The 26,381-nt window shown below is 47.4% G+C and carries 24 protein-coding genes and 1 pseudogene; 24 read left to right on the top strand and 1 reads right to left on the bottom strand.

All coding sequences use genetic code 11. The features are described from left to right. Positions 1-56: 56 nt before the first annotated feature. The 7 genes from ACFQZE_RS21765 (at position 57) to ACFQZE_RS21795 (ending at position 11,916) form a co-directional block, all read left to right on the top strand. On the top strand, positions 57-563 hold the full coding sequence (locus ACFQZE_RS21765; protein ID WP_379361027.1) for a hypothetical protein: 507 nt from the start codon (positions 57-59) through the stop codon (positions 561-563). Positions 564-778: 215 nt separating this feature from the next. Next, on the top strand, positions 779-1,063 hold the full coding sequence (locus tag ACFQZE_RS21770) for an alpha/beta-type small acid-soluble spore protein (protein ID WP_379361029.1): 285 nt from the start codon (positions 779-781) through the stop codon (positions 1,061-1,063). Between the two features lie 160 nt (positions 1,064-1,223). Further along, the gene (gene metK, locus ACFQZE_RS21775) at positions 1,224-2,426 is read left to right on the top strand and encodes a methionine adenosyltransferase (protein ID WP_379361031.1); all 1,203 of its coding nucleotides are present in this window, start codon (positions 1,224-1,226) and stop codon (positions 2,424-2,426) included. A gap of 185 nt (positions 2,427-2,611) precedes the next feature. Then, positions 2,612-7,048 (top strand): Ig-like domain-containing protein, encoded by a 4,437-nt coding sequence (locus ACFQZE_RS21780; protein ID WP_379361033.1) that lies wholly within the window; start codon positions 2,612-2,614, stop codon positions 7,046-7,048. Between the two features lie 195 nt (positions 7,049-7,243). Continuing rightward, positions 7,244-9,946: a stalk domain-containing protein gene (locus tag ACFQZE_RS21785; RefSeq protein ID WP_379361035.1), complete on the top strand. Its 2,703-nt coding sequence runs from the start codon at positions 7,244-7,246 to the stop codon at positions 9,944-9,946. 73 nt (positions 9,947-10,019) lie between these two features. Then, positions 10,020-11,219 carry a sensor histidine kinase gene (locus tag ACFQZE_RS21790; protein ID WP_379361037.1) on the top strand — a complete coding sequence of 400 codons (1,200 nt, stop codon included), beginning with the start codon at positions 10,020-10,022 and terminating at the stop codon, positions 11,217-11,219. Continuing rightward, positions 11,188-11,916, top strand: a complete 729-nt coding sequence (locus tag ACFQZE_RS21795; protein ID WP_379361039.1) for a response regulator — start codon at positions 11,188-11,190, stop codon at positions 11,914-11,916. Before ACFQZE_RS21790 ends, ACFQZE_RS21795 begins: the two co-directional genes overlap by 32 nt. Positions 11,917-12,004: 88 nt before the next feature. On the opposite strand, the gene ACFQZE_RS21800 is transcribed toward ACFQZE_RS21795, so the two are convergent. Continuing rightward, positions 12,005-13,246: an LPXTG cell wall anchor domain-containing protein gene (locus tag ACFQZE_RS21800; protein WP_379361041.1), complete on the bottom strand. Its 1,242-nt coding sequence runs from the start codon at positions 13,244-13,246 to the stop codon at positions 12,005-12,007. 280 nt (positions 13,247-13,526) lie between these two features. On the opposite strand from ACFQZE_RS21800, the gene ACFQZE_RS21805 reads away from it, so the two are divergent. The 17 genes and pseudogenes from ACFQZE_RS21805 (at position 13,527) to fliT (ending at position 26,316) form a co-directional block, all read left to right on the top strand. After that, complete coding sequence (locus tag ACFQZE_RS21805) at positions 13,527-13,991, top strand: hypothetical protein (protein WP_379361043.1); 465 nt, start codon at positions 13,527-13,529, stop codon at positions 13,989-13,991. A gap of 131 nt (positions 13,992-14,122) precedes the next feature. Then, positions 14,123-16,282, top strand: a complete 2,160-nt coding sequence (locus tag ACFQZE_RS21810) for an ATP-dependent helicase ComFA (RefSeq protein ID WP_379361045.1) — start codon at positions 14,123-14,125, stop codon at positions 16,280-16,282. Next, complete coding sequence (locus tag ACFQZE_RS21815) at positions 16,279-17,238, top strand: ComFC family protein (RefSeq protein WP_379361047.1); 960 nt, start codon at positions 16,279-16,281, stop codon at positions 17,236-17,238. The genes ACFQZE_RS21810 and ACFQZE_RS21815 overlap by 4 nt, the downstream gene beginning before the upstream one ends. Positions 17,239-17,271: 33 nt before the next feature. Further along, positions 17,272-17,401, top strand: a pseudogene (locus ACFQZE_RS21820) (sugar phosphate nucleotidyltransferase); the annotation flags it as partial. Between the two features lie 194 nt (positions 17,402-17,595). Beyond that, positions 17,596-18,012, top strand: a complete 417-nt coding sequence (locus ACFQZE_RS21825) for a TIGR03826 family flagellar region protein (protein WP_379361049.1) — start codon at positions 17,596-17,598, stop codon at positions 18,010-18,012. Between the two features lie 97 nt (positions 18,013-18,109). Beyond that, complete coding sequence (gene flgM / locus ACFQZE_RS21830; RefSeq protein WP_379361051.1) at positions 18,110-18,388, top strand: flagellar biosynthesis anti-sigma factor FlgM; 279 nt, start codon at positions 18,110-18,112, stop codon at positions 18,386-18,388. 15 nt (positions 18,389-18,403) lie between these two features. Next, positions 18,404-18,901, top strand: a complete 498-nt coding sequence (locus ACFQZE_RS21835) for a flagellar protein FlgN (protein WP_379361053.1) — start codon at positions 18,404-18,406, stop codon at positions 18,899-18,901. 15 nt (positions 18,902-18,916) lie between these two features. Further along, a complete protein-coding gene (gene flgK, locus ACFQZE_RS21840; protein WP_379361055.1) occupies positions 18,917-20,452 on the top strand; it encodes a flagellar hook-associated protein FlgK in 1,536 nt (511 codons plus the stop codon). Positions 20,453-20,479: 27 nt separating this feature from the next. After that, positions 20,480-21,397: a flagellar hook-associated protein FlgL gene (gene flgL / locus ACFQZE_RS21845; RefSeq protein ID WP_379361057.1), complete on the top strand. Its 918-nt coding sequence runs from the start codon at positions 20,480-20,482 to the stop codon at positions 21,395-21,397. A 3-nt stretch (positions 21,398-21,400) separates the two neighbouring features. Continuing rightward, a complete protein-coding gene (locus tag ACFQZE_RS21850) occupies positions 21,401-21,967 on the top strand; it encodes a DUF6470 family protein (RefSeq protein WP_379361059.1) in 567 nt (188 codons plus the stop codon). Positions 21,968-22,044: 77 nt separating this feature from the next. After that, the gene (gene fliW / locus ACFQZE_RS21855) at positions 22,045-22,491 is read left to right on the top strand and encodes a flagellar assembly protein FliW (RefSeq protein ID WP_379361061.1); all 447 of its coding nucleotides are present in this window, start codon (positions 22,045-22,047) and stop codon (positions 22,489-22,491) included. A 1-nt stretch (position 22,492) separates the two neighbouring features. Further along, a complete protein-coding gene (locus tag ACFQZE_RS21860; RefSeq protein WP_379361063.1) occupies positions 22,493-22,729 on the top strand; it encodes a carbon storage regulator in 237 nt (78 codons plus the stop codon). 126 nt (positions 22,730-22,855) lie between these two features. Beyond that, positions 22,856-23,623 carry a flagellin N-terminal helical domain-containing protein gene (locus ACFQZE_RS21865; RefSeq protein ID WP_379361066.1) on the top strand — a complete coding sequence of 256 codons (768 nt, stop codon included), beginning with the start codon at positions 22,856-22,858 and terminating at the stop codon, positions 23,621-23,623. A 137-nt stretch (positions 23,624-23,760) separates the two neighbouring features. Further along, positions 23,761-24,132: a flagellar protein FlaG gene (locus tag ACFQZE_RS21870; protein ID WP_379361068.1), complete on the top strand. Its 372-nt coding sequence runs from the start codon at positions 23,761-23,763 to the stop codon at positions 24,130-24,132. 12 nt (positions 24,133-24,144) lie between these two features. After that, positions 24,145-25,578, top strand: coding sequence for a flagellar filament capping protein FliD (gene fliD, locus ACFQZE_RS21875; RefSeq protein WP_379361070.1), 1,434 nt, complete (start codon positions 24,145-24,147; stop codon positions 25,576-25,578). A 14-nt stretch (positions 25,579-25,592) separates the two neighbouring features. After that, complete coding sequence (fliS, locus tag ACFQZE_RS21880; protein WP_379361072.1) at positions 25,593-25,985, top strand: flagellar export chaperone FliS; 393 nt, start codon at positions 25,593-25,595, stop codon at positions 25,983-25,985. A gap of 1 nt (position 25,986) precedes the next feature. Further along, positions 25,987-26,316 carry a flagellar protein FliT gene (fliT, locus tag ACFQZE_RS21885; protein WP_379361074.1) on the top strand — a complete coding sequence of 110 codons (330 nt, stop codon included), beginning with the start codon at positions 25,987-25,989 and terminating at the stop codon, positions 26,314-26,316. The last annotated feature ends 65 nt before the right edge of the window (positions 26,317-26,381 follow it).

The raw sequence follows: 26,381 nt of genomic DNA on the forward strand, positions 1-26,381 counted from the left end.
GTAGCTAAATCTAGTATTCTAGTAGAAGGCTATGAGATGGAGAGGAGTTAACTGAAGTGAAGCAGAAGTTTGTGAAACTAATCGGCGCCGTTTTGTTAGTGTCGGCTGGAATTTGTGTAGGATTGGCGACTGCCAAACCGTCGGAGGCAAACTCGGCTATAACGCCAGGTTCCATCGAAGATCCCGTCGTAACGAAAAGTTATGTCGACGAACAATTGGCTAAATTGGGCGCTGGAGGATCGACAGGTGGCGGCAACGGCAATGGAAACAACAATGGGTCAGGAACCTCTGCCGCTCTTGAAGTTGTTGAAGTGCCGGTCGGCAAAACATTAATTGCTCTTGCTGGCGCTGAAGCCGTTGTACGGGTAGGAAAAGCAGTTGCTTACAGTTCCGATAGCAATGGTATTTCGGATTTGACGGACGGTACTGACATCAAAAGCGGTAAAGATGTACCCGCTAACCATTTAATATGGTTCCCTCGGGACGGTCGAGGCATTCAGGGTCACCCTGACGAGAAAAAGCCTTTAACTGTTCTTGTAAAAGGCGACTACACAATTAAATAAGGCGTTCTTCTTTAAAACAGGCTGCACGAATTCATTTCGTGACAGCTTGTTTTTATGTCGGTGACCTCTTATTAAGCTGCGGCCAAGTCGAAATAGTGATAAAACGGATTGAATGCTATATTTTTCACGTGTTCCCAACAGAATATACGCTTGCGATAATGACTTGCGAAGCACAATAAACATGTATTCTTAATTCTTTCGGAGGTGTTGCAGCTATGAGTCGTTCCAACAAAGTAATCGTTCCGCAAAGCAAAGCAGCGATAAACCAATTGAAATACGAAATTGCAGCCGAGTTTGGATTATTTACAGGCGGATATTCCGGGGCTGGGGAAGATACGGAATTTGCAGGCGAGTTGGGAGCTTCTTCAGGTGGTGGCGGAGGAGGACATGTGCATTGGTCCGCTCTATCTACACGTCAGGCTGGTTCCGTTGGCGGGGAAATTACACGTCGTCTTGTATCGCAGGCGGAGCAAGCGCTGGGGCCGGAATTTTCTCTATAATTGGAAGCAATCACGTCCATTGACACTAAGCGACATTTTATGTATCATGCTTTTTAGAAGAAGAGTTGTCTAACAGCCTTTTCCTTCGCGGAAAAGGTTCATTTTTTTGTGTAGAACAATCGATCTTATTCTATATTAAGGTAGTAGGAGGTTGATACGGATGTCGGTTAAAGGACGCCACTTATTCACATCTGAGTCAGTTACGGAAGGACACCCGGATAAGATTTGTGACCAAATCTCGGATGCCGTACTGGATGCATTTTTGGAAGCAGACCCAAATGCGCGCGTAGCGTGCGAAGTTTCGGTAGCAACAGGCCTAGTGCTTGTTATCGGCGAAATTAGCAGCCGTGCGGATTTTATCGATATCTCTTCGATCGCACGCCGCACGATTAAAGAAATCGGCTACACTCGTGCAAAATACGGTTTTGACTCCAGCACATGCGCAGTTCTTACATCGCTAAACGAGCAATCCGCGGATATCGCCCAAGGCGTAAACGCTGCTCTGGAAACACGCGAAGGCAAAGACATGAAGCAAGAAAACGAAGACATCGGCGCGGGCGACCAAGGCTTGATGTTCGGTTTCGCTACAAATGAAACGCCTGAGCTTATGCCGTTGCCAATCGCATTGTCCCACAGAATTGCTCGCCGCTTGTCGGAAGTACGTAAGGATGAAACTTTACCTTACCTCCGTCCAGACGGTAAAACGCAAGTAACGATTGAGTATGTGGATGGCAAGCCGGTCCGTGTTGACACGATCGTTGTTTCGACTCAGCATGCTGAAGAAGCTACTCTTGAGCAAATCCAGCAAGATATTATGGAACATGTCATTAAACCGGTTGTTCCAGTGGAGTGGCTGGATGAGCAAACCAAATACTTTATCAACCCTACAGGCCGTTTCGTTATCGGCGGACCTCAAGGCGATGCTGGTCTTACCGGCCGCAAAATTATCGTTGACACCTACGGCGGCTACGCGCGTCATGGCGGCGGCGCATTCTCCGGCAAGGATCCAACAAAAGTCGACCGTTCCGCAGCTTACGCGGCGCGTTACGTGGCTAAAAACATCGTAGCGGCTGGTCTTGCCGACAAATGTGAAATTCAGCTTGCTTATGCAATCGGCGTTGCACAGCCAGTATCCATCAATGTGGATACTTACGGCACAGGCAAAGTTTCGGAAGAGAAGCTGGTTGAGCTTATTACGAACAACTTTGATCTTCGTCCTGCCGGCATTATCAAAATGCTCGATCTTCGTCGTCCAATCTATGGTAAGACTGCTGCTTACGGTCACTTCGGCCGTACAGACATCGATCTTCCTTGGGAGAACGTTGACAAAGCCGAGCTTCTGAAAGCCGGAGCGGGTCTGTAATTCTAAATATTGGGGCGCAGCTAGCGTCATTTAAACACCGTTGTATTCGTTCTTTTAGAATGAATTCAACGGTGTTTTTTCATGCATAGGAGTGGATCAAAGCACAAAAAGGTCTATTACCCTAAAATTTTCATGCTCACTGACCGAAAAATAGGGTACGAGTGTATTTTTGAGGAGTGAACTACATGTATCGTATCCGAAAACTGTCTTTGATTTTGGCTATATTGATGATTGTTCAGGTCGGGTTTCCCTTTGGATCAAATACATTACCGGTGACGGCAGCCCCAGCGGGACCTGTTGCGCTTGGTTTTTATCCTGCCGACAATTTAACGAATGTGCCGCTTGGGGCGAATTTGAAAATAACGTTTGATGAAAACGTAAGATTAGGACATTCCAGTGCCAATATTGTCATCTATCGTTCGTCGGACAATCAGCCTATTGAAACCTTAAATATCGGCTCGGGCAGAGTCAGTGTTTCCTCAGATCAACGGGAAGTGATTATCGATCCAATTTTAAGCTCTACCGGATATAAGTTCGAGTTAAATACAGATTATTACGTGCTTGTTGATTCCGGGGCGATTTTGAACGTTTCCAATAATGCCCCTTATGGGGGTATTCAAAACGCTACATTCTGGAACTTTAGGACAGTTGCAACAGAAGATTCGACCAAACCAACCCATACAGGAAGGTCTCCTGAGGGCGGCACGCATCCTGTTACAAGCCAACTTTCCATTTCGTTCAGTGAGCCTGTTTATGCGGCGGGCGGACAAATCGTTTTAGCTTCTAATGACGATACTCGTTACATACCCGTAACATCAAGCGGCGTAAGAGGCAGCGGCACGCCGCAAATTACCGTCATTCCTGACGGTGCTTTATTGCCAAATACGACTTATACCGTTTCCATTGGATATGACAATTTTCAAGATGCTTCGGGGAATGCTTTCGACCCTATATCCTGGAGTTTTATTACAGCGTCGGCACCAGTCAATCTTTCAGGAAGCAATCCGTTTTATCCTGCGGACAACTCCACGTTAGTTCCGGTCGGGGATAATTTAGTGATTACATTTGATCAGCCGGTTCAAGCCAATTCCGGAAAAATGATTGAAATCCGACGTGTGTCGGATAATGTCATCGTGCAAACGATTGATGCAGCTTCCTCAGCGGTTCAACTATCGGGCCAGTCGGCGACGATAAACCCGCCTTCTGATTTGGCAGCCAATACGGCCTATTATGTTTTAATTCAAGCCGGTGCATTTTCAAAGCCAAATCCAAATTCAAGCCAATGGTTTTATGGAATTTCAGCTGCAACGATTTGGAATTTTACTACAGGTTACGGATACGATACGACGCCTCCTTCCGTATTGGAGTATGCTCCGGCACGTTATGGCGTAGCCCCAGGTACAAATACGAATCTTGTGCTGAAATTTAACGAAGAAGTTTTCCCTAGCAGTGGAAATATAGAAATTCGCCAATCGATTGGCGGCGCCTTGTTCCGATCTATTCCCATTACGTCTTCCAGAGTAGCGGGAGGCGGCACCAAGCAGTTGATCATTGATGCGACCAGCTATATTAATTCCGTGGATACCTCAAAGCCTTTTTTGAATAATACGAAGTATTATGTCACCATTGGCAATCGAGCGCTGCGCGACGGAGCCGGCAACTTCTTTGCAGGAATATCCGGCACTGGCGGTTGGGAATTTACCATCACTTCCGACGGGGCTCGTCCTACTCTTAGCGGACTGACTCCGCCAAACGGTTCTAACGCTGTCGATGTCAACGGAACGTTTACGGCAACCTTTAACAAGCCGATTGTAAAAGGAACAGATCCGTCCAAAGGCATTACTTTTTATCCGACCACCTCTGGTTCGGCGGCTATTCCCGCTCAATATTACGTGGATACAGCCAATAACAGCCGTATTCTCATTCAACCGGCTTCACCGCTTGCGGCAAATACGAACTACTATATCAACATTGCCGAAGGCGCAGTGACTGATCTAATCGGAAATGCCTTTATCGGGATTCTCAATCAATACCAATGGACTTTCTTGACGAAAGGCGGAGATACGGCAGCTCCTACAGTGTCCAAGTCCGAAGTGAGCGGTTCGATCATCAAGCTGATTTACAATGAGCCGCTTAATCCAGATCTTAAGCCTTCGCCGGCAAGCTACTATGTAACTGTAGCGGGAGCTCCTCGCAACGTTACGGATGTAAAAATCGAAGGAAATATGGTTCTTCTTACGTTGGCGAATTTTGTTAGCTACAATCAAAAGGTAGAGCTATCCTATACAAAGCCGGCTGTCGGATTAGTGCAAGACGTTTCGGGCAATCAAGCCGCCAGTTTATCAAAAGTAGACATTGCCAACGGGCTCTCCACTAAGGCTCCGGTCGTGACAAGCGGGACGGTGTATGGCAATACGGTTGTGCTTAATTTCAGCGAAGCATTAATGTCGCCTAGCCCTTACAGCTACACGCAATTTAATGTAAATGTCAGTGGAAGCAACTATAGCACTAGCGCCATTTGGCACAGCGGCAATGTTATTCAGCTCACGCTGAGCGGGTCGGTACCGAGCGGTGGGGTCGTTCTTGTTTCGTATTCATCTGGAACCTACCCTATTTACGGTGTGTCTGGAAATGCAGTGGCTTCATTCAGCAATTACAATCCGGCTACCGGGAGCGGCGGCGGCACAGGCGGACCGGATGTAACGGCTCCTTCTCTTCAATCCATTACCGCTGTCGGAACTTTAGTTACACTTAAATATAACGAGCTGTTGAACGCGTCCAGCGTTCCCGGATCGTTCCAATACAGCGTATTGGCAGACGGCCAAGTTCGGCCGGTAACAAATGTTGTGATCGCGGGAGATTCCATATTTTTGTCGGTTAGCGGCAGCTTTGCTGCGGGACAAACGATAACGGTATCCTATATCGGAGGCAATACGGTAAGAGACAATAGCGGAAACGCCGCTCTATCGTTTACCAATGTGACTGCTAATACCGGAGGAAACGGGGGCGGAACGGGAGGTACGGCCACTATGCAGGGCGCGATTTTGAAAGGGTCCAAGCTGACTATTAATTTCAGCGGGGCGCTGGATATGTCGTCCGTACCAGCTCCGAGTCTATTTTTGGTTCGAGTCAAAGAAACAGTAAGAGTGGTTTCCAGCGTACAAATTTCGGGATCGACGGTAGTGTTAACGCTGTCTGCACCGGCCAATACGGGGGAAAAGGCGGAAATCTCCTATTTTACAAACGCAAATGGCTTAAAGTCGGCTAACGGTCAAGCGGTGGCCACTTTCTCCAATATGAACGTAGCTAATCAGACGACGCTTCTGGATTCTTTGACGGGCGATTACGAAGCGGCGGACGGCGGCAATGGAGTCGCTATTAAAAGCTCGGGAGCGACCATGTCGTCCGATACGTCGCCCGCAGGAGTAAGCGCCAACCGCTATACGGTCATGAACGACCGCTTTATGACGGCGGTGACGACTTCACGGAACGCCGGTCTGACGAGCCCGAGGATCGTATTTAAAGTGCCGGATCATGAGCGCGCGGCTATTGTGGCGATTTCCGTCATTACGCTGGAGATGGCATCCAAGCAAGGCGGCGACGTTGTGTTTGCGGTTCAGCATGGCAATGCGACGTACGAGCTTCCGTTAAAAGCGCTCAATTTTGCCGAGCTGGCAAGCGCGGTTGGCGGCAACGGCATTTCCAATCAAGTGTTGATCGCGATCGACCAGGGAGCTTCGTCCAAAACATCTGCGCTTTCGGCAGCTTTAAACAACTCTAAAGCGGCGGTTATCGCAGGTCCAATTCATTACGAGGTTCAGGTTGTGAACGGTTCGGCTAAGCAGGAGCTGAACAACTTCGCGGGATACATTTCCCGTACGATAAAAACAGCAACGGCTTTGAATACAAGCCAAACCTCTGTTGTATGGCTCGATCCGGTGACCGGACTGCTCACTTACGTGCCTACGACTTTCAAGAACGAGGGCGGGTCTACTGTCGCCACTTTTAAACGCAAAGGCAACAGCGCGTATGCACTGGTTCGAAATACGTCTAGCTTTAATGATCTTGGAAAACATTGGGCTTCTGATACGGTTCACATGATGGCGCGTAAATTTATCGTAGAAGGACATACGGTGTCGAAGTTTGAGCCGAACAAGCCAATTACGAGAGGCGAATTTGCAACCTATATTGCAAAAGGGCTCGGCCTAACCGGAAACCGCGCTGCTGCAGCCAAGTTTAAAGATGTCAATTCGAACACGGCAATGGGCGCTTATATCGGGGCTGCGGCTTCGGCCGGTATCGTTAATGGCGTGGATGCCAGCAACTTTAAGCCAAACAGCTATATTACGCGCCAAGATATGGCGTCGATGATGATGCGTGCGGCGAAAACGGCTGGTATGACCGTAAACCTGCCTAATTCGGCCGATTCCTATTTGCAAAGCTTTTCCGACCGCAAAAAAGTAAGCTCCTATGCCAAAACGAGCGTAGCGCAAGCCATTCATTTGGGTATCATTACGGGCAAAACGACTACGACGCTTAGCCCGACAACAAACGCTACCCGGGCGGAAGGTACCGTCATGCTTATGCGTTTGCTGCAAAAAGCAAACTTTTTGACACCGTAGGCCGCATTCTCGTCCTAGGCGCTGCAAAATAACCTTTCTCCAGTCAAGAGCACTGGAGAAGGGTTATTTTTTTGTAAATAGCAATAATCTTTCACTCGGCAAATAGTGATAGCAGTCTTTTATGATCGGAACTTTTACCTCTCTCTTGTAGTCTATACTTAGTAGTTACATAGAGATGGGAGAGTTGCTAGAGGCATGCGCAGGATTACGGACAACATGGTGAAGCAGAAGAGAGGTATGGGGAGACGAGTCATTATTATTGCGATTAGCGGGGCTTTGTTTGTACAGCCTGCAGCGGCTTTGCTGCCGCAAAGCTGGCAGTCTTACGCTGTAACACAGGCATCAGCGGCGACTGCGCCGGTATTAAAGCTGCAAAAATCATCGATCATCACTGCCGGAGCAAAACGGCTTGATTATGTATGGCAAACGACACGCAATAATAAAGCCGTGCAAACAAACGTTCACGTCATTGAAGTGGATCTTAGAAATCCTTATGTGTCCTTAAACGCAATGAGCGGCAAAAACAACAGTGTTGGACAACGAAACAACATTTTGAATATGACCAAAGAAACCGGAGCGGTTGGCGGCATTAACGGAGATGTATTCGTTATGACGAATGAGGGCGCTCCGCTTGGCGCGCAAATTACGAGCAGTACGCTTGTATCGAGCCCCTCTCAACTGAAAGGAATGTACGCGTTTGCATTAACGGCCGACCGCAAGCCTGTCATCGACGCATATACTTTTACCGGCACGGTAACGGCAGAAAACGGACAAACCTTCGCTTTGGAAGGAGTAAACCAGTCCGCCTATTCGCCTGAAGTGGCGGGTGTCACTTACAGCCATGTAGACAAGATGTTTATTTATACGAGCGCATGGGGCGGTGCAGAGCGTCCTAAAAATTCGGCCACGAAACCGACGGAAGTGCTCGTTGCCGATGGTGTCGTTCAACAAATCTCGATTGACGCGCCAATTGCGGGCCCGATTCCCGGCAATGGCTACATTTTACGGGCACATGGGAAAGCTGCGGCATTTTTAAAAGAAAACGTGCAGGTCGGAGGGACGATTGCGTCGAATTATTCATTGGTATCCCAAACGACCAAACAATCCGTTGACCCGGCTTCGTTTCAAATGCTCGTTGGAGGACATACTTTGCTTGTCGATAATGGCGCAGCGTCAGCTTTTTCCAGAGACGTAACCGGCGTCAGCGGCTCTTCTTATACGTCCCGCTCGGCAATCGGATATTCCAAAGACGGAACAAAAGTGTATATGATCACAAGCGAGAAATCGGGTAGCAATACCGGTGTAAGCTTGAAGGAGCTGCAGCAAATTATGGTGCAGCTTGGCGTTCACAAAGGCGTAAATTTGGATGGCGGAGGCTCCACAACGATGACGGAGCGCCCGCTTGGCAGCACCAATGTGCAGCTAGCTCACCCTACCCAGGAGAGCTCGCAGCGCAGCGTCTCCAACGGAATCGGCGTCTACACGCTGGCCCCGCAAGGCACGCTTAAGGGAATGGTTGTCTCGGGAGCCAATGTTATGTTGCTCGGTCAAAGCGCCAGCTATACGGTGAATGGATACGATACATACTACAATCCGCTCGCGGTGGATCAGTCGACGATGAAGTGGAGCGCTTCTTCGAATGTCGGCAAATTTGAAGGCAATGTATTTACGGCCAACAAAATCGGAAAAACGAAAGTAGCCGCCGTATCGGGCGGTGTCAAAACGGAATACGATGTCGAGGTCATCGGTCAGGACCAAATCGCCTCTATGAAAATTAACGCTTCGCCAGGCATGTTGTCCAAGGGCTCTATGCTGCAGGTTCCCGTTACAGTGAAGCTGAAAAACGGAAAAACCTACAATTTAACCGGCGACTCGTTAACCTGGGAGTTTGTTGGTTTTGAAGGCTCCTATCAAAACGGCTCCTTGAAGGTGAATGGAGTTCAAGGCGACCGGACAACCGGCTATGCTATTGGGCGTTACGATGGCTACGGTGCCATGATTCCTTTTGCAAAGGGCGAGCAGGCCGTTACGGTTGAAGATTTCGAAGTGTCCCGCTATGCCATTACAACGCAGGTGACTCCTGCAGGCGTCACGAAGGGCGGAGTGAAGCTGGTTAGCGATTTGCCAGATCAAAAGAGCAGAGGATTGCAAATATCCTATGACTTCTCTGCGGGATCGGGAACAAGAGCGGTCTATGCTGTATTAGGTCCAGATGGACGGACATTGTCCGGCTCCCCTACGTCCTTAACGATGGATGTATACGGCGACTACAGCAACAACTGGGTACGTGCCGAAATTGTGGACGCAAAAGGAAAGGCTCATTTGCTCGATGTGGCTAAAGAGGTGAATTGGAACGGCTGGAAAAACGTGAAGATTGATTTGGCTTCCGCAGGAGTAGCTTTTCCGGCGAAGCTGAAGCGGGTATACGTGGTGACGATCGATGCAGGCAGCGACAAGAAAGTCGCTTCGGGAGCGATCGCCATCGATAATCTGGTTTTACGAACGGCTGCCGCAGTTCAAGTTCCGCCAAGAGCAAAAATTGCGATGCAAGTCGGAAACGCTAATGCCACAGTGAACGGAAAATCGATGAAGCTGGAGGCCGTTCCGCTCGTGCAGCAAGGGTCGACCTACGTTCCACTTCGGTTCGTTTCGGAAGCGATGGGCGCAGAGGTGCTGTACGACGACAAGACAAGAAGAGTGACGGTGCTCAGAGGCGGGCAAATGATTGAGATGACGATCGGCAAAAAAGAGTATACGCTAAACGGCGTCAGATACAGCACGGAGGTTGCTCCGTTTACCCGTAACGGCAGAACGCTTATACCTGTCCGTCTATTCTCCGAGAAGCTTGGCTTCAAGGTCGGATACGAGGAGAAATTCAAAAAGATTACCATAGAATAGCTAGACGGGATATGGATATGATGTGGTATGATAGACGGGAATATCCTTTGTTGAAGAGGAGTGCCAATCTGTAGTGGATCACCTTACAGTCGATATAAATAGAGTCATCGCCAACGCCATTCAGGTCATGGAAGACAGCAAATATCAGATTTATGAAATTTGCGAATCGGCGCGCACGGAGCTAGAGGCTCTGGAACTGGAACTGGAGCAGGTGCTTCAGGAAACCATCCGAACGATCGACAAAGTGGATCAGTTGGAGCAAGAATATCGGCATGCCCGTATGCGTTTGACCGAGGTCAGCCGTGATTTCGTCCGCTACAAAGAAGAGGATATCAAAACAGCATACGAAAAAGCGACGCAAATCCAGTTGGACCTTATGGTCTACCGGGAAAAAGAAAATTATCTTAAGTCTCGCCGCGACGATCTTCAGAAGCGGGTTAGAAACGTCGAAAAATCTATTGAACGCGCGGAGATGATCGGTTCTCAAATCAATGTCGTACTGGAATATTTATCCGGGGATTTGAACCAGGTAACTCGAATTATTGAGTCAGCAAAGACCAGACAACTACTGGGATTAAAAATTATATTGGCGCAAGAGGAAGAACGGAAGCGGATTGCGAGGGAGATTCACGACGGTCCCGCGCAATCGCTTGCAAATATCGTGTTGCGCACGGAAATTGCGGAACGGATGCTCATTAAAGGTCAGTTCGAGCTCGTTCAGGACGAGCTGGTCGATCTGAAGAGTCAGGTGCGTTCCGGGCTTGAAGAAATCCGGAAAATTATTTTTAACCTTCGTCCAATGGCGCTTGACGATTTGGGGCTGGTTCCGACTTTGCGGAAATTCGCTCAAGACTTTGAAGAAAAGGCCAAAGTCCATACGGTATTCGAGCTGACGGGCAAGGAAGTTCGCCTTCCTTCTGCTATGGAGGCCGCGATTTATCGGATGGTGCAGGAGGCATTTTCAAATGTATTGAAGCATGCGAACGCCTCTCACGTCTCGCTTGAAATCTGTTATACTCCACAAATTTTAACGCTTACAATTCAGGACAACGGCAACGGATTTTTGGTAAATTCGATCAATAAGCCGACCAGCCGAAATTCGCATTTTGGCCTGATAGGCATGAGGGAACGCGTGGAGTTAATTGAGGGAAGGATGGTTATAGACTCAAAACCCGGACAAGGAACGAAGATTGTGATAGATATTCCAACGACTTCCGAACAAAGAAAGGAGAATGAGAATAATGAACCAGATAGCGGCAAGCAGCTCGACTAAGATTAAAATTCTTTTGGCTGACGACCATCAGCTTTTCCGCGAAGGATTAAAGCGCATTCTAAATATGGAAAGCGACATAGAAGTCATTGGCGAATGCGGAGACGGCATTCAAGTACTGGAGTTTTGCAATCATACTATTCCAGAAATTGTATTGATGGATATCAATATGCCGATCGAGACGGGGGTAGTGACTACTGAACGTCTTAAAGGCATGTTTCCGGATGTAAAAGTCATTATTTTATCCATTCACGATGACGAGAGCTATGTATTTGAGACGCTTCGCAAAGGGGCGACAGGCTACCTGCTCAAAGATATGGAAGCGGAGTCACTAATCAACGCTATCCGTTCCGTTCATCAAGGTCATTCCTACATTCATCCTAAGGTGACGGGCAAGCTGATCAACCAGCTGCGCCGCATGACTTATTTGGATGAAATGGGTGTCGCTTCGGGCGCCGCTGCTGCCAAGGAGCCGGGCGTTAAATATATCGCGACGGAAGAGAGCCCGCTTACGCGGCGCGAAGCGGAAGTGCTTCGCCTCATGGCTGAAGGCAAGAGCAATAAGATGATTGGCGAATACTTGTTTATTAGCGAAAAAACGGTCAAAAACCATGTCAGCAGCATTTTGCAGAAGATGGAAGTGGACGATCGTACTCAAGCCGTTATTAACTCTATCAAGTTCGGTTGGGTTACTCTGTAGCCCTGAAAATGCAACCATCATTGTAAATGGTAACAAAGCCCTTGAAGCAAGCTATGCTTGCTCAAGGGCTTTGTTTATTTGGCCGCTCCTATTCTTTGCGGCGCTGTTTCTTCAGTGCAAGGAGGCCCGAAACGATAATAAACGATCCCAGTAAATAGTAGGGGACAGCGCTGCTCTGGCCTGTTTTCGGAAGCTTATCGACAGGAGGGGTGTTTTCTTCTGTGGAGCGATCGATAATTTCTTCACCATCGTCTTTGCCGTCGTCAATCGGCACCTCTTCCTCATCTATGATAATAATATTTTCGGATGGGGAAGGCTCAGGCGTCACAGATGGTATGGGCGGCGTAGGCGTTGGAGTAGAAGGTGTCTCCGTAGGAACGGTTGGAGTAGGTGTCGGAGGAGTCTCCGCTGGCAATGTCGGCGTAGGCGTCACAGGTGTTGGTGTTGGTGTCACAGGTGTTGGTGTAGGCGTCACAGGTGTTGGTGTTGGTGTCACAGGTGTTGGTGTAGGCGTCACAGGTGTTGGCGTAGGTGTCACTGGTGTAGGCGTCGGTGTAGGTGTAGGCTCAGTTGGTGTTGGGGTAGGAGTAGGTGTCACTGGTGTTGGTGTAGGCGTCGGCGTAGGTGTAGGCTCAGTTGGTGTTGGAGTAGGAGTAGGTGTCACAGGTGTTGGTGTAGGCGTCGGCGTAGGTGTAGGTGTAGGCTCAGTTGGTGTTGGTGTTGGTGTTGGTGTTGGTGTTGGTGTAGGCGTAGGCGTCACAGGAGTAGGTGTCGGTGTGGGAGTAGGAGTCGGACATGCCGCGCCTTTGAAGAGCAGGTAATTGACCAACGTTAAGTGATCATGTCCGTAGCCGGGATTAAGCTCATATTGGATGGGGCCTGCATATAGGTCGAGCTGAGCTAAGCCGCAAGCAGGCAAATCGATCTTGAGCTGGTGGCTGCCCGCTGTATCGTATTTGTTTGTGGCGCTTGCGAAGTGAAGTTGGTTTTCGTAAGGGGTCGGGTTTCCGACATAAGTATAAACGGAGAAGCTGACCTCGACACAATCTATGTTTGTTTTGAATTTGGCGGTTGCCGTGCCGTCGCCGTTAATATTTATTAATGGAGTTGCCTCATCTTGCTTCTCTACCTTGCCAAAATGTTTCGAATAAGTGGTACATGCGGCGGAAGTTGCTTGGTCGTTGGCCCTACTAAACGCCTGCTTCGCCTCGGTGGGCGGATTTTGGTTGTTATCTTCCCGGCCTTCTGCAAAAACGATAGAGCTTATCGTTAACGATAGAAACAGCAGAAACGCTAAAGCGATGGAAAGATGTTTTTTGGCTTTTTTCATCAATTCACACTCCTTGGCTATTAATGTAGGAATGCCCGCTTAGGGCGCTTTAGCGCTTCACCCTCTCGAAATGGAATGTTGGCCACCTTAATGACTATATGCAAGCCGATGTACAAAAATGATAACATATATTGTCAATTCGGCAAGGGTGTATTTTTGGTGAGAAGCTCGCTTTTTTGTCGATTAATATATGTAAAAGCACATTGTTCATTCTTGTCCCGATTGTCCGTAACCGATGGGCGGGAGGCGGCATATAGTGTGACAAAGAGGAGGTGCCGACATGTTGGAGCTTCTGCTTCTTATTATTGGATTTTATGTGATGGCGGCGGTGCTGGTGCATGTGGCCTTTTGGGTTCAGCGGGGACGACGGCGCGCCGGCAAACATTATGTACTTATAGCGGATCAGGGTCAAAAAAATATGGAATGGCATTTAAGGCGGCTATTTTCGTTTTCAAAATGGATGGGCAAGGATGTAAAGCTGACCGTGCTTAACCGCGGAGCAACGGAAGAAACGCTAGCTATTGTAGAAAGATGGCGGCGCAGCGGCAAAGAAGTCCACGTTCACGCTCATCCCGCAGGTTCTGCCCAGCATACCGGAACATCCCGCGGCAAACTATCTTTTCTGCAAGGGGACGCCACAGGGATGATGTGGCTGCTTCAAGCGGAGGGCATCGTCTCGGAAGCTGAGCACGCTGTGCTGGTGGATTTGCAAAATCCGGCAGACTTGTCTAAAATGCCTTTTTGACCTATACTTGGATCAGATCGGAATTTAATCGAACAAACGTTAAGTGAAGCACACTGGATGGCTTATGATAAGCCGCCCCGGTGTGCTTTTTTGCGTTTGGCGGACTAAGTAGAAGGGGAGTGAAGCTGCATTTGAAAGCAGACTTATATGTCGTGAAACGGTCGGGGAGATGGGCGGTTCATATGACGATCGCTCCGGAAATCGATTATTGGCATTGGTTTGTTCATAACGGCTCTGCAGAGGAGGGCTGGCTGTGGAAGGAAAGCTTGCCGCTGGGATGGGCGTGCAGAGCAGTCGAGCTTTGGAAGGCCCGGCATGGAGCAGAAGAAGATGGGGAAGCTGCGCTTGCGGGCCTTGCCATACTAGTGGAGGAGCTGAAGGCCGAGGATGAGGAGCATGGCGGCAGGGCGAGACGGAGTGAAACCGTGTCGTTTAACGGATGGCTAGGCAAAAAGAAAAGCGGCCTCGCGCGGGGACGGGAAGAGCTATGGCAATTGGCGAAGCGGTGGACGTATGGGCAGGAGGCGCAGAGCCTTGCTCAGCCAGAGGGAGCAAGGTTCGAGGTGGCGGCGGCGATGGCGAAGCTCGCCGCCGGCCTGTTGCAGGGACGCGCGCTGTTAGGCGGGGAAGCGCGCGCCCTGCTGGAGGGCGCCGTGCCCGGGGCCGCAGCAAGCTGGAGCGAAGCGATCCAGCTTGCCGCGCTGCTCGGGCATGTGCGCCTAGGCGGATCGGTCGCCGTCCCGTATGGGCGGGCGGACGCCGTTAGGCGAAGCCGCTGCCTGCGATGCGGCAGCGGCGAAACGCGGCTCTGCCGCACGGGCTGCGCGTCGTGCGGGCGGGTCTGTGCCTATTGCGAAGCCTGCCTGTCTATGGGGCGGAGCAGGGAATGCGAGCTGCTGGTGCTTGGCAGCGGCGGTGGTTTTGCTCCAGTGGTCGGCGCAGGAGGCGGGCGGCCGAGCGCTGGAGAAGCATCTCAGCCCATGGATGGGAATGGGCTGGCCAAATGGGGGCTTAGCCCCGCGCAGCGCGCGGCGACTTTGGATGCGCTTCGTTTTGTGGACGAGGGCTATTGGAAGGATGGGCTGGGCAAGGGGCGCTCCAATGGCAATGAAGTTTCGCCACTCCGTAAAAAAGGGCGATGGACCTCCCGTTTAGGCTTCACTTTCATTACAAGAGGAACGGCGAACAAACCAAGCCTATTAAAAAATAAAATACGCACAAGTGCAACGTCGCCACTTGTTGACGAATGGAGTCAGGTGGGCAAGGAACGCGTGGACATCCGGCATTTTCTATTTTGGGCGGTGACGGGCGCCGGGAAGACGGAGATGATTTTTCCGTTAGTAGATTTGGTGCTTTCTAGAGGGGGACGGGTGCTGATAGCTTCTCCTAGGAGGGATGTAGTGTTGGAGCTCGACCCGCGCATACGCCGGGCATTTCCAGACGCAAGCGTCGTTACCCTCTACGGAGGAAGCGAGCAGCGCTGGGAAAGAGGCCATATTACATTGTCGACCACGCATCAGCTGTTCCGGTTTCACGAGGCGTTTGAACTCGTTATTCTCGATGAGATCGATGCATACCCTTATCATGGCGATCCCATGCTTCGTTTTGCCGCCGACAAATGCTGCCGCATTGGCGCCCCCTGCATTTTGCTGTCGGCCACTCCTCCGCGCGAATTGCAGCAAGCTGCGACAAAGGGGAAGCTGGCGCATGCGCGAGTGCCGGTCCGTTATCACCGTCAGCCGCTTCCAGTTCCAAAGCTGCTCGTTTCAAGCACCATCAGAGCGATGCTGGAAAAAGGCAGGCTCCCCGCTACGCTGCGGAAGCATCTCAAAGACTCTTATAATAGGGGAGCGCAGCTGTTTGTGTTTGTGCAGAAGATTGCTCATACGGAGCCTTTGGCCGATCTCATAAGCACAAGTCTTGGCTGCGGCGGGGTAGCTGCCACCTCTTCGCAGGATACGGAAAGGGCGCGTAAGGTATCCCAGTTTCGAGCGGGCAACATTCGTATTTTGGTGACGACGACCATTTTGGAAAGGGGCGTTACCATTCCTCGCAGCGACGTCTTTGTGCTTGATGCTGACGGCGGGTTGTTTGACGAGGCCTCCCTTGTGCAGATGGCGGGCAGAGCGGGGAGGTCAGCGAGCGATCCTCACGGCAAGGTTTATTTTATAGGACGTGAGAGAAATCGTTCCCAGCTTCGCGCCGTTCGCCATATTCGACTGATGAACCGTGCCGCCCGCAAAAAGGGGTACCTGCTTTCAACTCCACATTCCATAGGAGAGAAGCTATGAGCCTTTATCAGCGGCTGAAAAATTTGCTGTCCGGAGCAAAAACATTAGGGGAGAGATCAGTAGAGCTGATGGCGCCCCAACTAGCCGGATGCATCATATGCGGAAAGGCTGTATCACAAGCGGTAAACATCAATTCAACGCGCGCACAAGGGTCTTTTTCTATTCTAAATCGTTCCCTCTGTGCAAAATGCCTCTACTCCATACCATGGCTCGATTCCATCGTTTGCCCCATTTGCGGGAGAGGAACGGAATGTCCGGATTGCAGCCGCATGTCCCGCAGATCGTTCCTGTACAATCGCAGCGCAGTCGCCTACGATTCCGTCATGCGCGAATGGCTGGCGCAGTATAAGTATCGGGGGAACGAGAGGCTTGCTCCTCTGCTCGCGGAAATGCTTTTGCCGGCTTTGGTGAAACTGGCTGGGGAGGCGAAGCGACGCCTAGAGGGGCCCTGTCATCCACTGCCGGGAAAATCGACTGTATCCGGTCAAACATTTTCCAAGCTGAGTCTGCTAAGAAACCATGAGAACGACAACCTGTGGCAAAGTTGGGATGCCATAACATATGTCCCTATCAGCGCCGAGAGGGCCGAGGAACGCGGATTCAATCAAGCCGAACAAATGGCGGTGCATCTTTCGTCCACACTCCGCATTCCGCTTTATGAACTGCTTATTCGTCCCAAGCACTCCGGAAAGATGAGTTTTAAATCACGAGCTGAACGAATAAGAGGATCACAATCGTTGTTTGAGGCAAATGCCATCGCCGTATGCAGCCTGCTAGGGACAAGCTCTATTGGCTCTCATGTCCATCAACCATCTCTGAAACAAGCCCCTCTAAACATAGTATTAGTGGATGACATTTATACAACGGGAAGCACGGCCCAAAGCTGCGCGTCAGCACTCAAGAATTCCATCGTTAGACCCATAAACGTTTACGTGTTGACTTGGGCCAGGTCTTAGCTTGGTGTCGAAGCAATTGCAAGGGCGGAGGTCATGAAAGGGATTGTTTTAGCGGGAGGTAGCGGTACACGTTTATACCCTTTGACTTTGGTCACGAGCAAGCAGTTATTTCCAAATACATGACAAGCTGATGATTTATTATCCATTATCAATAATAATCATAGAGCTAGATATCAGTTGTTTGCTAAAGAAAAGGTTGAGAGGGCCATTCATGTGGCCGCTGAAAGCCATGTCGATATAGATAACCTTAGCTGGCCGAAATAATCACAGTTCATTCAAATTAATTCTAATGAAAATATTCCAGTTTTCCGTTACACTAGATAACAATGAAACGTGTAGAAAAGGGGAACTGAAGTTATGAACTTGGACAACTGCCCTCGTTGCGGCAAGCTGTTTGCGAAAAATTTCAGAGACGTATGCCCAGTATGCATACGTGACATCGATAAAGAATACCAACTTTGCGCCGATTATTTGCGAGAGCATAAAGGGGCCATTATTAGCGAGCTGACTGACCAGACGGGAGTTACCATCAAGCAAATTACAAAATTTATTCGGGAAGGCCGCATTTCGATGACGAATGCCCCGAATATGTCGTACCCGTGCGAGTCGTGCGGAACGTTGATTCGCGAGAGTCATCTTTGTGAAAATTGCCGGACCCGTTTTGTTAAAGACGCCAGAAAGATGGCGCAATACGAAACGAAGAAATCGGAGCCCGAGAAGCAGCAAAACCTGAACGGGTCATATAGAGGCCTTAACCAGTATAAAGACAGATAAATATACAATACTATTAATTAATACTTGACTAGAGCCGATAATACTTGTAATAAGTGAATCGGCTTTTTTAGTTCCTGTAAACAATGAGGTGAAAATTTTGAAGATAAATGAAACCAATCGAATAGGCGGAGCGAACCCGTACCAAAAACAAGGGGAGTTCCGGGCGGAAACGGCCAAAAAGGCCCGCCAAAAGGATGAAGTGCAAATATCTGCTGAAGCTAAGGAATTGCTTACGACTAGCAAGCTGAACAATGCTGAACGTACCCAGCGAATCGACGAATTGAAAAATTCGGTCGCTTCTGGCACTTACCATGTGGAAGCGGGCAAAATTGCGGAAAAGCTGTTGCCTTATTTGAGAAATAATCGACCAGAGTAGGCGGGGATTCACGAAATGTCGATAGCGAAAATTACGGAGCTGTTGGAGAAACAGCTAGCCCTGTACGGTAAGCTTCTGGAATGTGAAGAAAGCAAAAAGGATTTAATTATTAAAAATGAGATTGTGCAGTTAAATGTCGTTACGCAAAAGGAAAAGCTGCTGACGGCGCAAGCCGAGGAACTGGAAACGAACCGCTTGCTCGCAACAGCAAGATATTTTAAAGATATCGGGTTTCGCACCCGTTCTGGCGTGCTGTCGGATTTGATCAAGTCCGTCAATAATCCCGAGGAGAAACAGCAGCTTACCCGGTTATACGATGAGTTGACGTCCTTGCTGAAGAAGCTGAAGCATATTAACGAAGCGAATCAGCAGTTGATTCAACAGTCTTTGGATTTTATTAACTTCTCCATTGATTTGATGATGGAGGACCCAAATGAAGACGTTGTGTACCAGCATCCGATGAATCAGTCTTATGGAAACAAGAGAAAGACTTGGTACGACTCAAGGGCCTGATAGGGAGATGAACATATGAGATCGACATTCCATTCGCTCGAGACAGCGAAGCGCAGTATTTTTACGCAACAAGCGGCCATCAACACGGTCGGCCACAACATATCCAATGCAAATACAGAAGGCTACTCCAGACAAAAAGTGAATATGGTTGCGGCGCGTCCGATCGAAGCTTATGGCATGAATCGATCCAACGCACCGGGACAACTAGGCACGGGTGTTGAATTTACATCCATTACCCGCATTAGAAACGCTTTTCTGGACAGTCAATACCGCGAGCAAAGCCATGGTGTAGGAAGTCTCTCCATTCAGACGGATACTTTAAACAAATTGGAAGGTTATATTAACGAACCTTCCGACACGGGTATTCGAGCCGTAATGGAAAAGTTTTGGAGCTCATGGTCGGATTTAACCAAAGATCCGGAAAATGTGACGGGCCGTGAAATTTTACAAGAAAATGCAGTGGCATTGGTCGAGACATTTAATGAACTTAATAGGCAATTAACCGATTTAGAAAATGATCTTACCTCAAATATCGAAGTTAAGGTAACCGAAGCTAATTCGCTCCTGTCTACGATATCTTCCCTTAATACGGAAATCAGAAGGATTGAGTCGCTTGGCGACGATGCCAATGATCTAAGAGATCAACGAGACTTAATGACGGACAAGCTGTCAAAAATCGCAAATATTCAAGTGTCCGAAACGGAATTGGGATACAATATTTCGATGGGGACGACAAACTTGCTCGATGGTCCGAATGTTACACCTCTTACATCGACTCAAGTTGAAGCAGCTTTTGCTAACGGAACGTTAATAGGCGGAGAAATGCACGGCATGATTGCTTCCAGAAACAATTATGTGGCAGGTTTCAAAGGGCAGTTGGATACACTGGCAAACACGCTTGCAAACGGCGAATTCCAAGTTACGATGCCGACAGGCTGGGTGAAGCCGGGGACGACAGTGCCTACTACCGCTCCTGAGGTTATTACGGTGAACGGTATTAATGGCCTTCATAAGCTAGGATATACATTAGCTGATCCCGCGACAGCAGGAGAAGATTTCTTTACGTTTAAAGCGGGAGCAACAGGCATTACAGCAGGAAGCATCCAGCTTAACCCTAACATTGCGTCGGATTCGAACAAAATCGCGACATCCCTTCGCACAACGACCGACGGTGCAGGCGTAACGACCGTTATCAAAGGAAACAACGGCCTCGCATTATTGATGTCCGAATTGAAAGACATCAAATTTGCGTTCGATGAAACGGCGAGCGGCGGCGGAGTAACATCGGCTACTGTAGGCGATTTCTACGGCGCAGTTGTCGGGGCAATTGGCGTACAAAGCCAGGAAGCCGACCGTCTGCACAAAAACTCGCAAACCCAACTTGATCAAGTTCAAGGAAGCCGTCTTTCCGTAAGCGGCGTGTCGCTGGATGAAGAGATGGCCGATCTGATCAAGTATCAGTATGGATATAGCGCATCGGCAAGGTTCATGACTACATTTGATCAGATGTTGGACAAGCTCATTAACGGTACTGGCATGGTGGGCAGATAAATTTAAGGAATGGGGAGGTAATCGGTTATGTCATTGCGTGTAACACAAAGTATGATGCATTTGCAATTATCCCGAAACTTGAACCGCAACTTGTCGCAAATGGAACAATTACAGCAACAAACGACAACAGGACGAAAAATAAACAAAGCTTCGGACGACCCGGTTGGCATCACTTATTCCTTGCGTTATCGCTCAGAGCTGTCCGCCACGGAACAGTATAAGGAAAATGTGGATGCTGCATTGTCGTGGTTAGATTTTAACGACACTGTTTTTTCACAAGCTGGCGATATTTTACAACGGGTTAAGGTACTAACGACGCAAGGGGCAAATGGGACAAATCCCGATTTGGCGCTTGATAATATTAAAAACGAAGTTGAGCAATTAAAACAGCAACTTATTGATATAGCCAATAGCAAGATTAATGGGAAGTATGTCTTTAATGGCGAGAAATTTAATGACATGCCATACGATACGACTAATCCGGCTATGGTGGCAAGAGGAGTCACAACGGATGCAGGCGTAGTAAAATACGCAGTAGGTGTTAATGCGCAATTGGATATTAGCTTTACGGGTAATCAAGTGTTTGGCCCGGCTGATCCGACAGGAACGGGCAATAATGTTTTTTCAGTTTTGGACCGTATAATCTCGGCGTTAGGGTCTGGCAATAGCGCAGCTGCAGCTACCGAAATACCGGGCATTGATGCTAGCATGGATCGGCTTCTAAATGTCCGTTCCGAAGTCGGTGCTCGTGTTAATCGCGTAGAGCTGATGGAAAATCGTCTGACTGATCTTGGTCTGAATCTAACCGACATGAAGTCAAAGGTAGAAGATGCAGACTTCGAAAAGCTGCTAATTAATACTCAGATTAATGAAAATATATATCAGGCTTCACTGTCTGTCGGTGCAAAGGTCATCAGCAAATCGTTAGTTGACTTTTTGAGATAACTTATGAGATTGCCGCAAATTCAAATTCATTCAACTCCTGCCCGGATAGGGATTGAAAGCAAGCTCGGTCATTATAAAATAGACCAGAAACAAGCCGACGTTCGAATGAAAAGCGTTGATGCGGTTGTGAATATAAATTCGGAGCCGGCAGTCGTTCTCATCGATCAGTCTAAAACATGGGAAGCTTTGACAGGCGGAAAGCCGCTCCCTTTTTGGAATCGAATTTACAATCAGTCGGGAAAATATGTGTTGGATGCGATTAATAAAACGGTTCAGGAGTATAACCAAATTGGCGACATATTGGCAGAAGGAACTATTGCAGCATTAGCAAAGCAAAGCTTAAGCGAAGAGAGGCCAAAACTTCAGGTTTTTGGACCTGCTTCTCCCAATAATGTAAGCTTTAAAGCGGTTTTATCTGATCCGGAAATTAACGTTACACGTGGATATGTAGATATAGAAGTGCGACCAAATCCTCCGCAAATTGAATATATGCGAGGACATGTCAAAACGTATATGGCACAGCGACCATCTGTTGAAGTTACAGCCCCTAAGTTTGATAAGCACTGGTAAACATGAGATAATTGCGAAGAGCTGTAGAATCGAACAACGATCTATAGCTCTTTATTTTGAAATGGAGTGTGAAGCGGATGGACTTTGTAGTAGATACTCTTAGTGGAAAGCATGAATATAAACCAGAGGACATCATTTCGTTTCAAAGCGGTATACCCGGCTTTAAAGATCAAAAGTCGTTTATTGTTGTTGAGATTGAGGAAAGCCCATTTAAATACTTGCAGTCTACGGATTTGGCCGAGCTTTCATTCGTGATTGTCTCCCCATTTGACTTTTTTCCGGAATATGAATTTGATTTATCCGATGACATGCGTGCTAATCTTCATATAGAAGACGAAGCCGATTTGCTTGTATTTAATATAGTAAGCATCCGAGATGAGCTTTCCAGTGCTACGGTAAACTTATCGGCACCCCTAATTATAAACACGAAAAACCGTTTGGGCGTACAATATATATTGGATAACGGAACCTATTCCATTCGGCAGCCGCTGTTTTCTTCGTTGCTAGAAGCAAGGAGGGGTTAAAATGTTGGTACTCAGCAGAAAAAAAGGGGAGTCCATTTTACTAGGGGATTCCATTGAACTTTCTATTCTTGAAGTATCGGGCGATACGATAAAAATTGGTATTTCTGCTCCTGCGGACATAAGGATATTGCGCCAAGAGCTTTATGCTTCGGTGGAGAATGTGAATATCGACGCTAAGAACGTCAAATGGAGTGCAGCTGACTTAAAAAATCAGTTTAATAAAATAAGAAAAAAGTAGAAATGGCTATAAAGTAATCAGACAATCTTCCGATATAAATAGTATAGCTGGTCTAGGGCGGCCGACCCAGGTTCAGCATTCCACACGGATGTGGAAATTATACTTTATTTCAGGGAGGAAATATCAATGCGTATTAATCACAACATCACTGCTTTGAACACTCACCGTAACATGGGTCTTAACAATGTTGCTGCTGGCAAGTCCATGGAGAAATTGTCTTCCGGTCTTCGTATCAACCGTGCGGCTGACGACGCTGCTGGCTTGGCAGTTTCCGAAAAAATGCGCGGTCAAATCCGCGGTCTTGAGCAAGCTCAAAAGAACGTTCAAGACGGTATCTCCTACGTACAAACAGCTGAGGGCGCAATGAACGAAGTTAGCGCAATGTTGACTCGTATGAAAGAGCTAAACGTTCAAAAAGCGACTGGAACTTACAGCTCGTCCGATAAAGACAACATCGACCTGGAGCTTACAGAACTGGGTACTCAAATCGATAAAATCATGACGGACACTAAATTTAACGGCATCGCAATTACATCCGGTGCTACAATCCAAGCGGATGACAGCGCTCAACAAATCACAATTTCCGGTATCAGCAGAACTGGCTTCAGCGGCTTGACTTCTTCTACAAGCCTTGGTGCTATTGAGACTGCGATTACAAATGTATCGACACAACGTGCTACTTTGGGTGCTAAACAAAACCGTTTGGAGTACACTTCCAACAACCTTGGTACTACAGTTGAGAACTTGACTGCTTCTGAGTCCCGTATCCGCGATACGGATATGGCTAGTGAAATGGTGAAATTGACGAAGAACAACATTCTTCTTCAAGCTTCCCAATCGATGCTGGCTCAAGCCAACTCGCAGCCGCAAGGCGTATTGTCCTTGCTGCAATAATACCTTTATTAAGAAAAGAGGTCTTGGATTTTCCAAGGCCTCTTTTTCTATAGAATATAACTTACCTGCTAATAAAGATCGAGAGAATATCCGATATAAATGGTAATATACAATAATTTTCGAGGTGGGGTTTTAAGATGAACATTTCATCGGTTGGAACCACGGCGGGATATACACCGGAAAGAAGTATGAACAGTGGACAGGAAAAAAGAAATGTAACAGAAGCGAAAGAAGTAAATGTGGCAAGCGCCAGCTCCCAAAATCTACAGCAAATTGGAGAAGAGCGTCAAAAGCATTTAAACAACAGTATTAAACGGGTCATTGAAGCGATTGAGAGTCATAATACGACGGTGGAGCGCTCTGTTCATGACGAAACAAATCAATTCGTATATAAGGTGAAAAATAAAGAGACCGGGGAAGTCATTAAACAGTTTCCAGAGGAAAAATTGTTGGAGTTGGCGACTAAGCTAATGGAATTATCCGGAATAGTCATAGACGAAAGAGTTTAAGGAGGAGGAACTATGAGGTTATCGGGATTTGCATCTGGTTTAGATATTGATGCTATGGTCAAAGAGCTAATGACTGCTCGAAGAACGACATATGACAATATGGTCAAGGATCGTACAAAGTTGGAATGGAAGCGTGAAGACTACCGTACTATCAGTTCTAAAATCATTGATTTCCGTAATAACAAATTGGCTTCTTTCAATTTATCCAACTCCATTAGTGCAAAAAAAACAGACGTAAGCGGAGCTGCCGATGCCATTGTTGTGAATACAACGACCGCTGCGGCGGCGGGCTCGCTAAATGTGAAAGTTGATCAAATTGCTACTTCTGAGAATCATGTTTACACATTTGGATCTGGTGATTTAGGAAGCTTAAATTTTACCGAGGATGCGGACAATACAAATAATGTAAAGGTAACGATTAACGGTCAATCCATTTCCTTGGCCAAAACGTCCTCCATATCCGATTTGGCAAATGTTATTAATGCTAAGTCGAGCACATTAAAGACTTCTGCACTTTACGATTCGAATACAGGAAGGCTATCTTTAACTGCTACTCAAACAGGCGAAAATAAACTCGTTTTAGCCGATGCTGTATTTGCGACAACCCCGTCTACAAAAACGTTAGGGAAAAATGCAGAGGTAACGATTAACGGTATCGCTTATGAGCAGGAGAGTAATAGGTTCGCGGTTAATGGCTTCGATTTTACTGTGAAGGCTACAACCGGGGCAGCAGTTTCGACTTTGACAGCGGTGCAGGATACGAATAAAATAATTGAGACTATAAAATCTTTTGTTATGGAATATAACACTCTAATTGGCTCCGTAAATACCGAACTTTCCGAAGCGAGTAACCGCAGCTACAAACCTTTGAGCAGTGCGGAGAAAAAGGAAATGACGGAGGATGAAGTTAAAAAGTGGGAGGAAAAAGCCCGAAGCGGTACATTGCGGAACGAAGCTAGCTTATCGCAAATGATGTCCGATTTCCGCATAGCGGCAACCTCGTTGATTGCGGGTATAACCGATTCAAACGGAAATAAAATGTCGATTGGGATAACGACAGGTTCGTATACTGAGAAGGGTAAATTAGTTTTGGACGAAGCGAAGCTTCGCAAGGCACTCGAGGAAAATGCAAGTGCCGTTACCGATCTTTTTACTAATTCCAGTACAGGCGCTTTTCAGCAAATGACGAAATCGTCAATGACTGCTCTCAAAGAATTAGCTGAAAAAGCGGGTACTTCATTAGCTAATACCGATTTGAATTATACGCTCAGTGAAGATTCAGTTCTCGGGCGCAGTCTTCGTGAGATGAACAACAGGGAAAGAGCCATGCTGGATCGTTTGAATCGGATAGAAACGCAATACTACAAGCGGTTTACAGCTATGGAATCTGCGATTAATAGATACAATAGCCAATCAAGCTCATTATCCAGTTTTATGAGTAAGTAAAAGGGGTGCTTCATTTGCTAAACTCGCCATACCAGATTTATCAACAATCATCCGTAAATACTGCAACAGGCGGCAAACTTCTAATTATGTTATATGAAGGAGCGATACGGTTTACAAAAGCCGGAATTGAGGGCATTCAACATAAAAAGTATGATGTTGCCAATACCAATTTTAAAAAAGCTCAGGCTATTATTCATGAGCTGATCGCTTCATTAAATTTTGATTATGAAATATCGAATGAATTAGTACGAATCTATGAGTATTTGCTGCATACATTGATTCAAGCTAATGTTAAAAAAGATATACAATCGGCGTTAGAGGTTCAGAAACACCTTCAAGATATGCTGGAGACATGGAAAGAAGCTTATAAAACGCCTGGGCGTACAACTTCCATGGAATCGGTGTAGTATGAATGATGAATTGCAAAAGCTTCATGAAATGACGCTTTCAATAGCTGGAAATATTCAAAAAGCTGATGTGGATGAATTGTTGGAGTTGGTCGAGTTTAGGGAAGTCGTTATTCATAAACTGAACTTGGAAGAGATTGTGCTATCTGATCGTGAAAAACAACTGATTGCTGAGATTTCAATTTATGATCATTTGCTAGTGAGTAAAATGACCTCTATTAAAGAAGAGGCATCAGCTTCCTTGAATAAATTAAATCAAGCAAACCTTCAGAAAAAAAGGTATGAACAGCAGTATTCTGCGAATAGTTATTTTGTTGATATAAAAGAATGATTGGGCCGCTAGGTATTATTTCCTAGCGGTCTTTTCTTATGTTTGTGTTGAAAAATACCGATAAA

Source organism: Paenibacillus sp. GCM10027627 (assembly GCF_042675505.1).
Taxonomy (GTDB): Bacteria; Bacillota; Bacilli; order Paenibacillales; family Paenibacillaceae; genus Pristimantibacillus.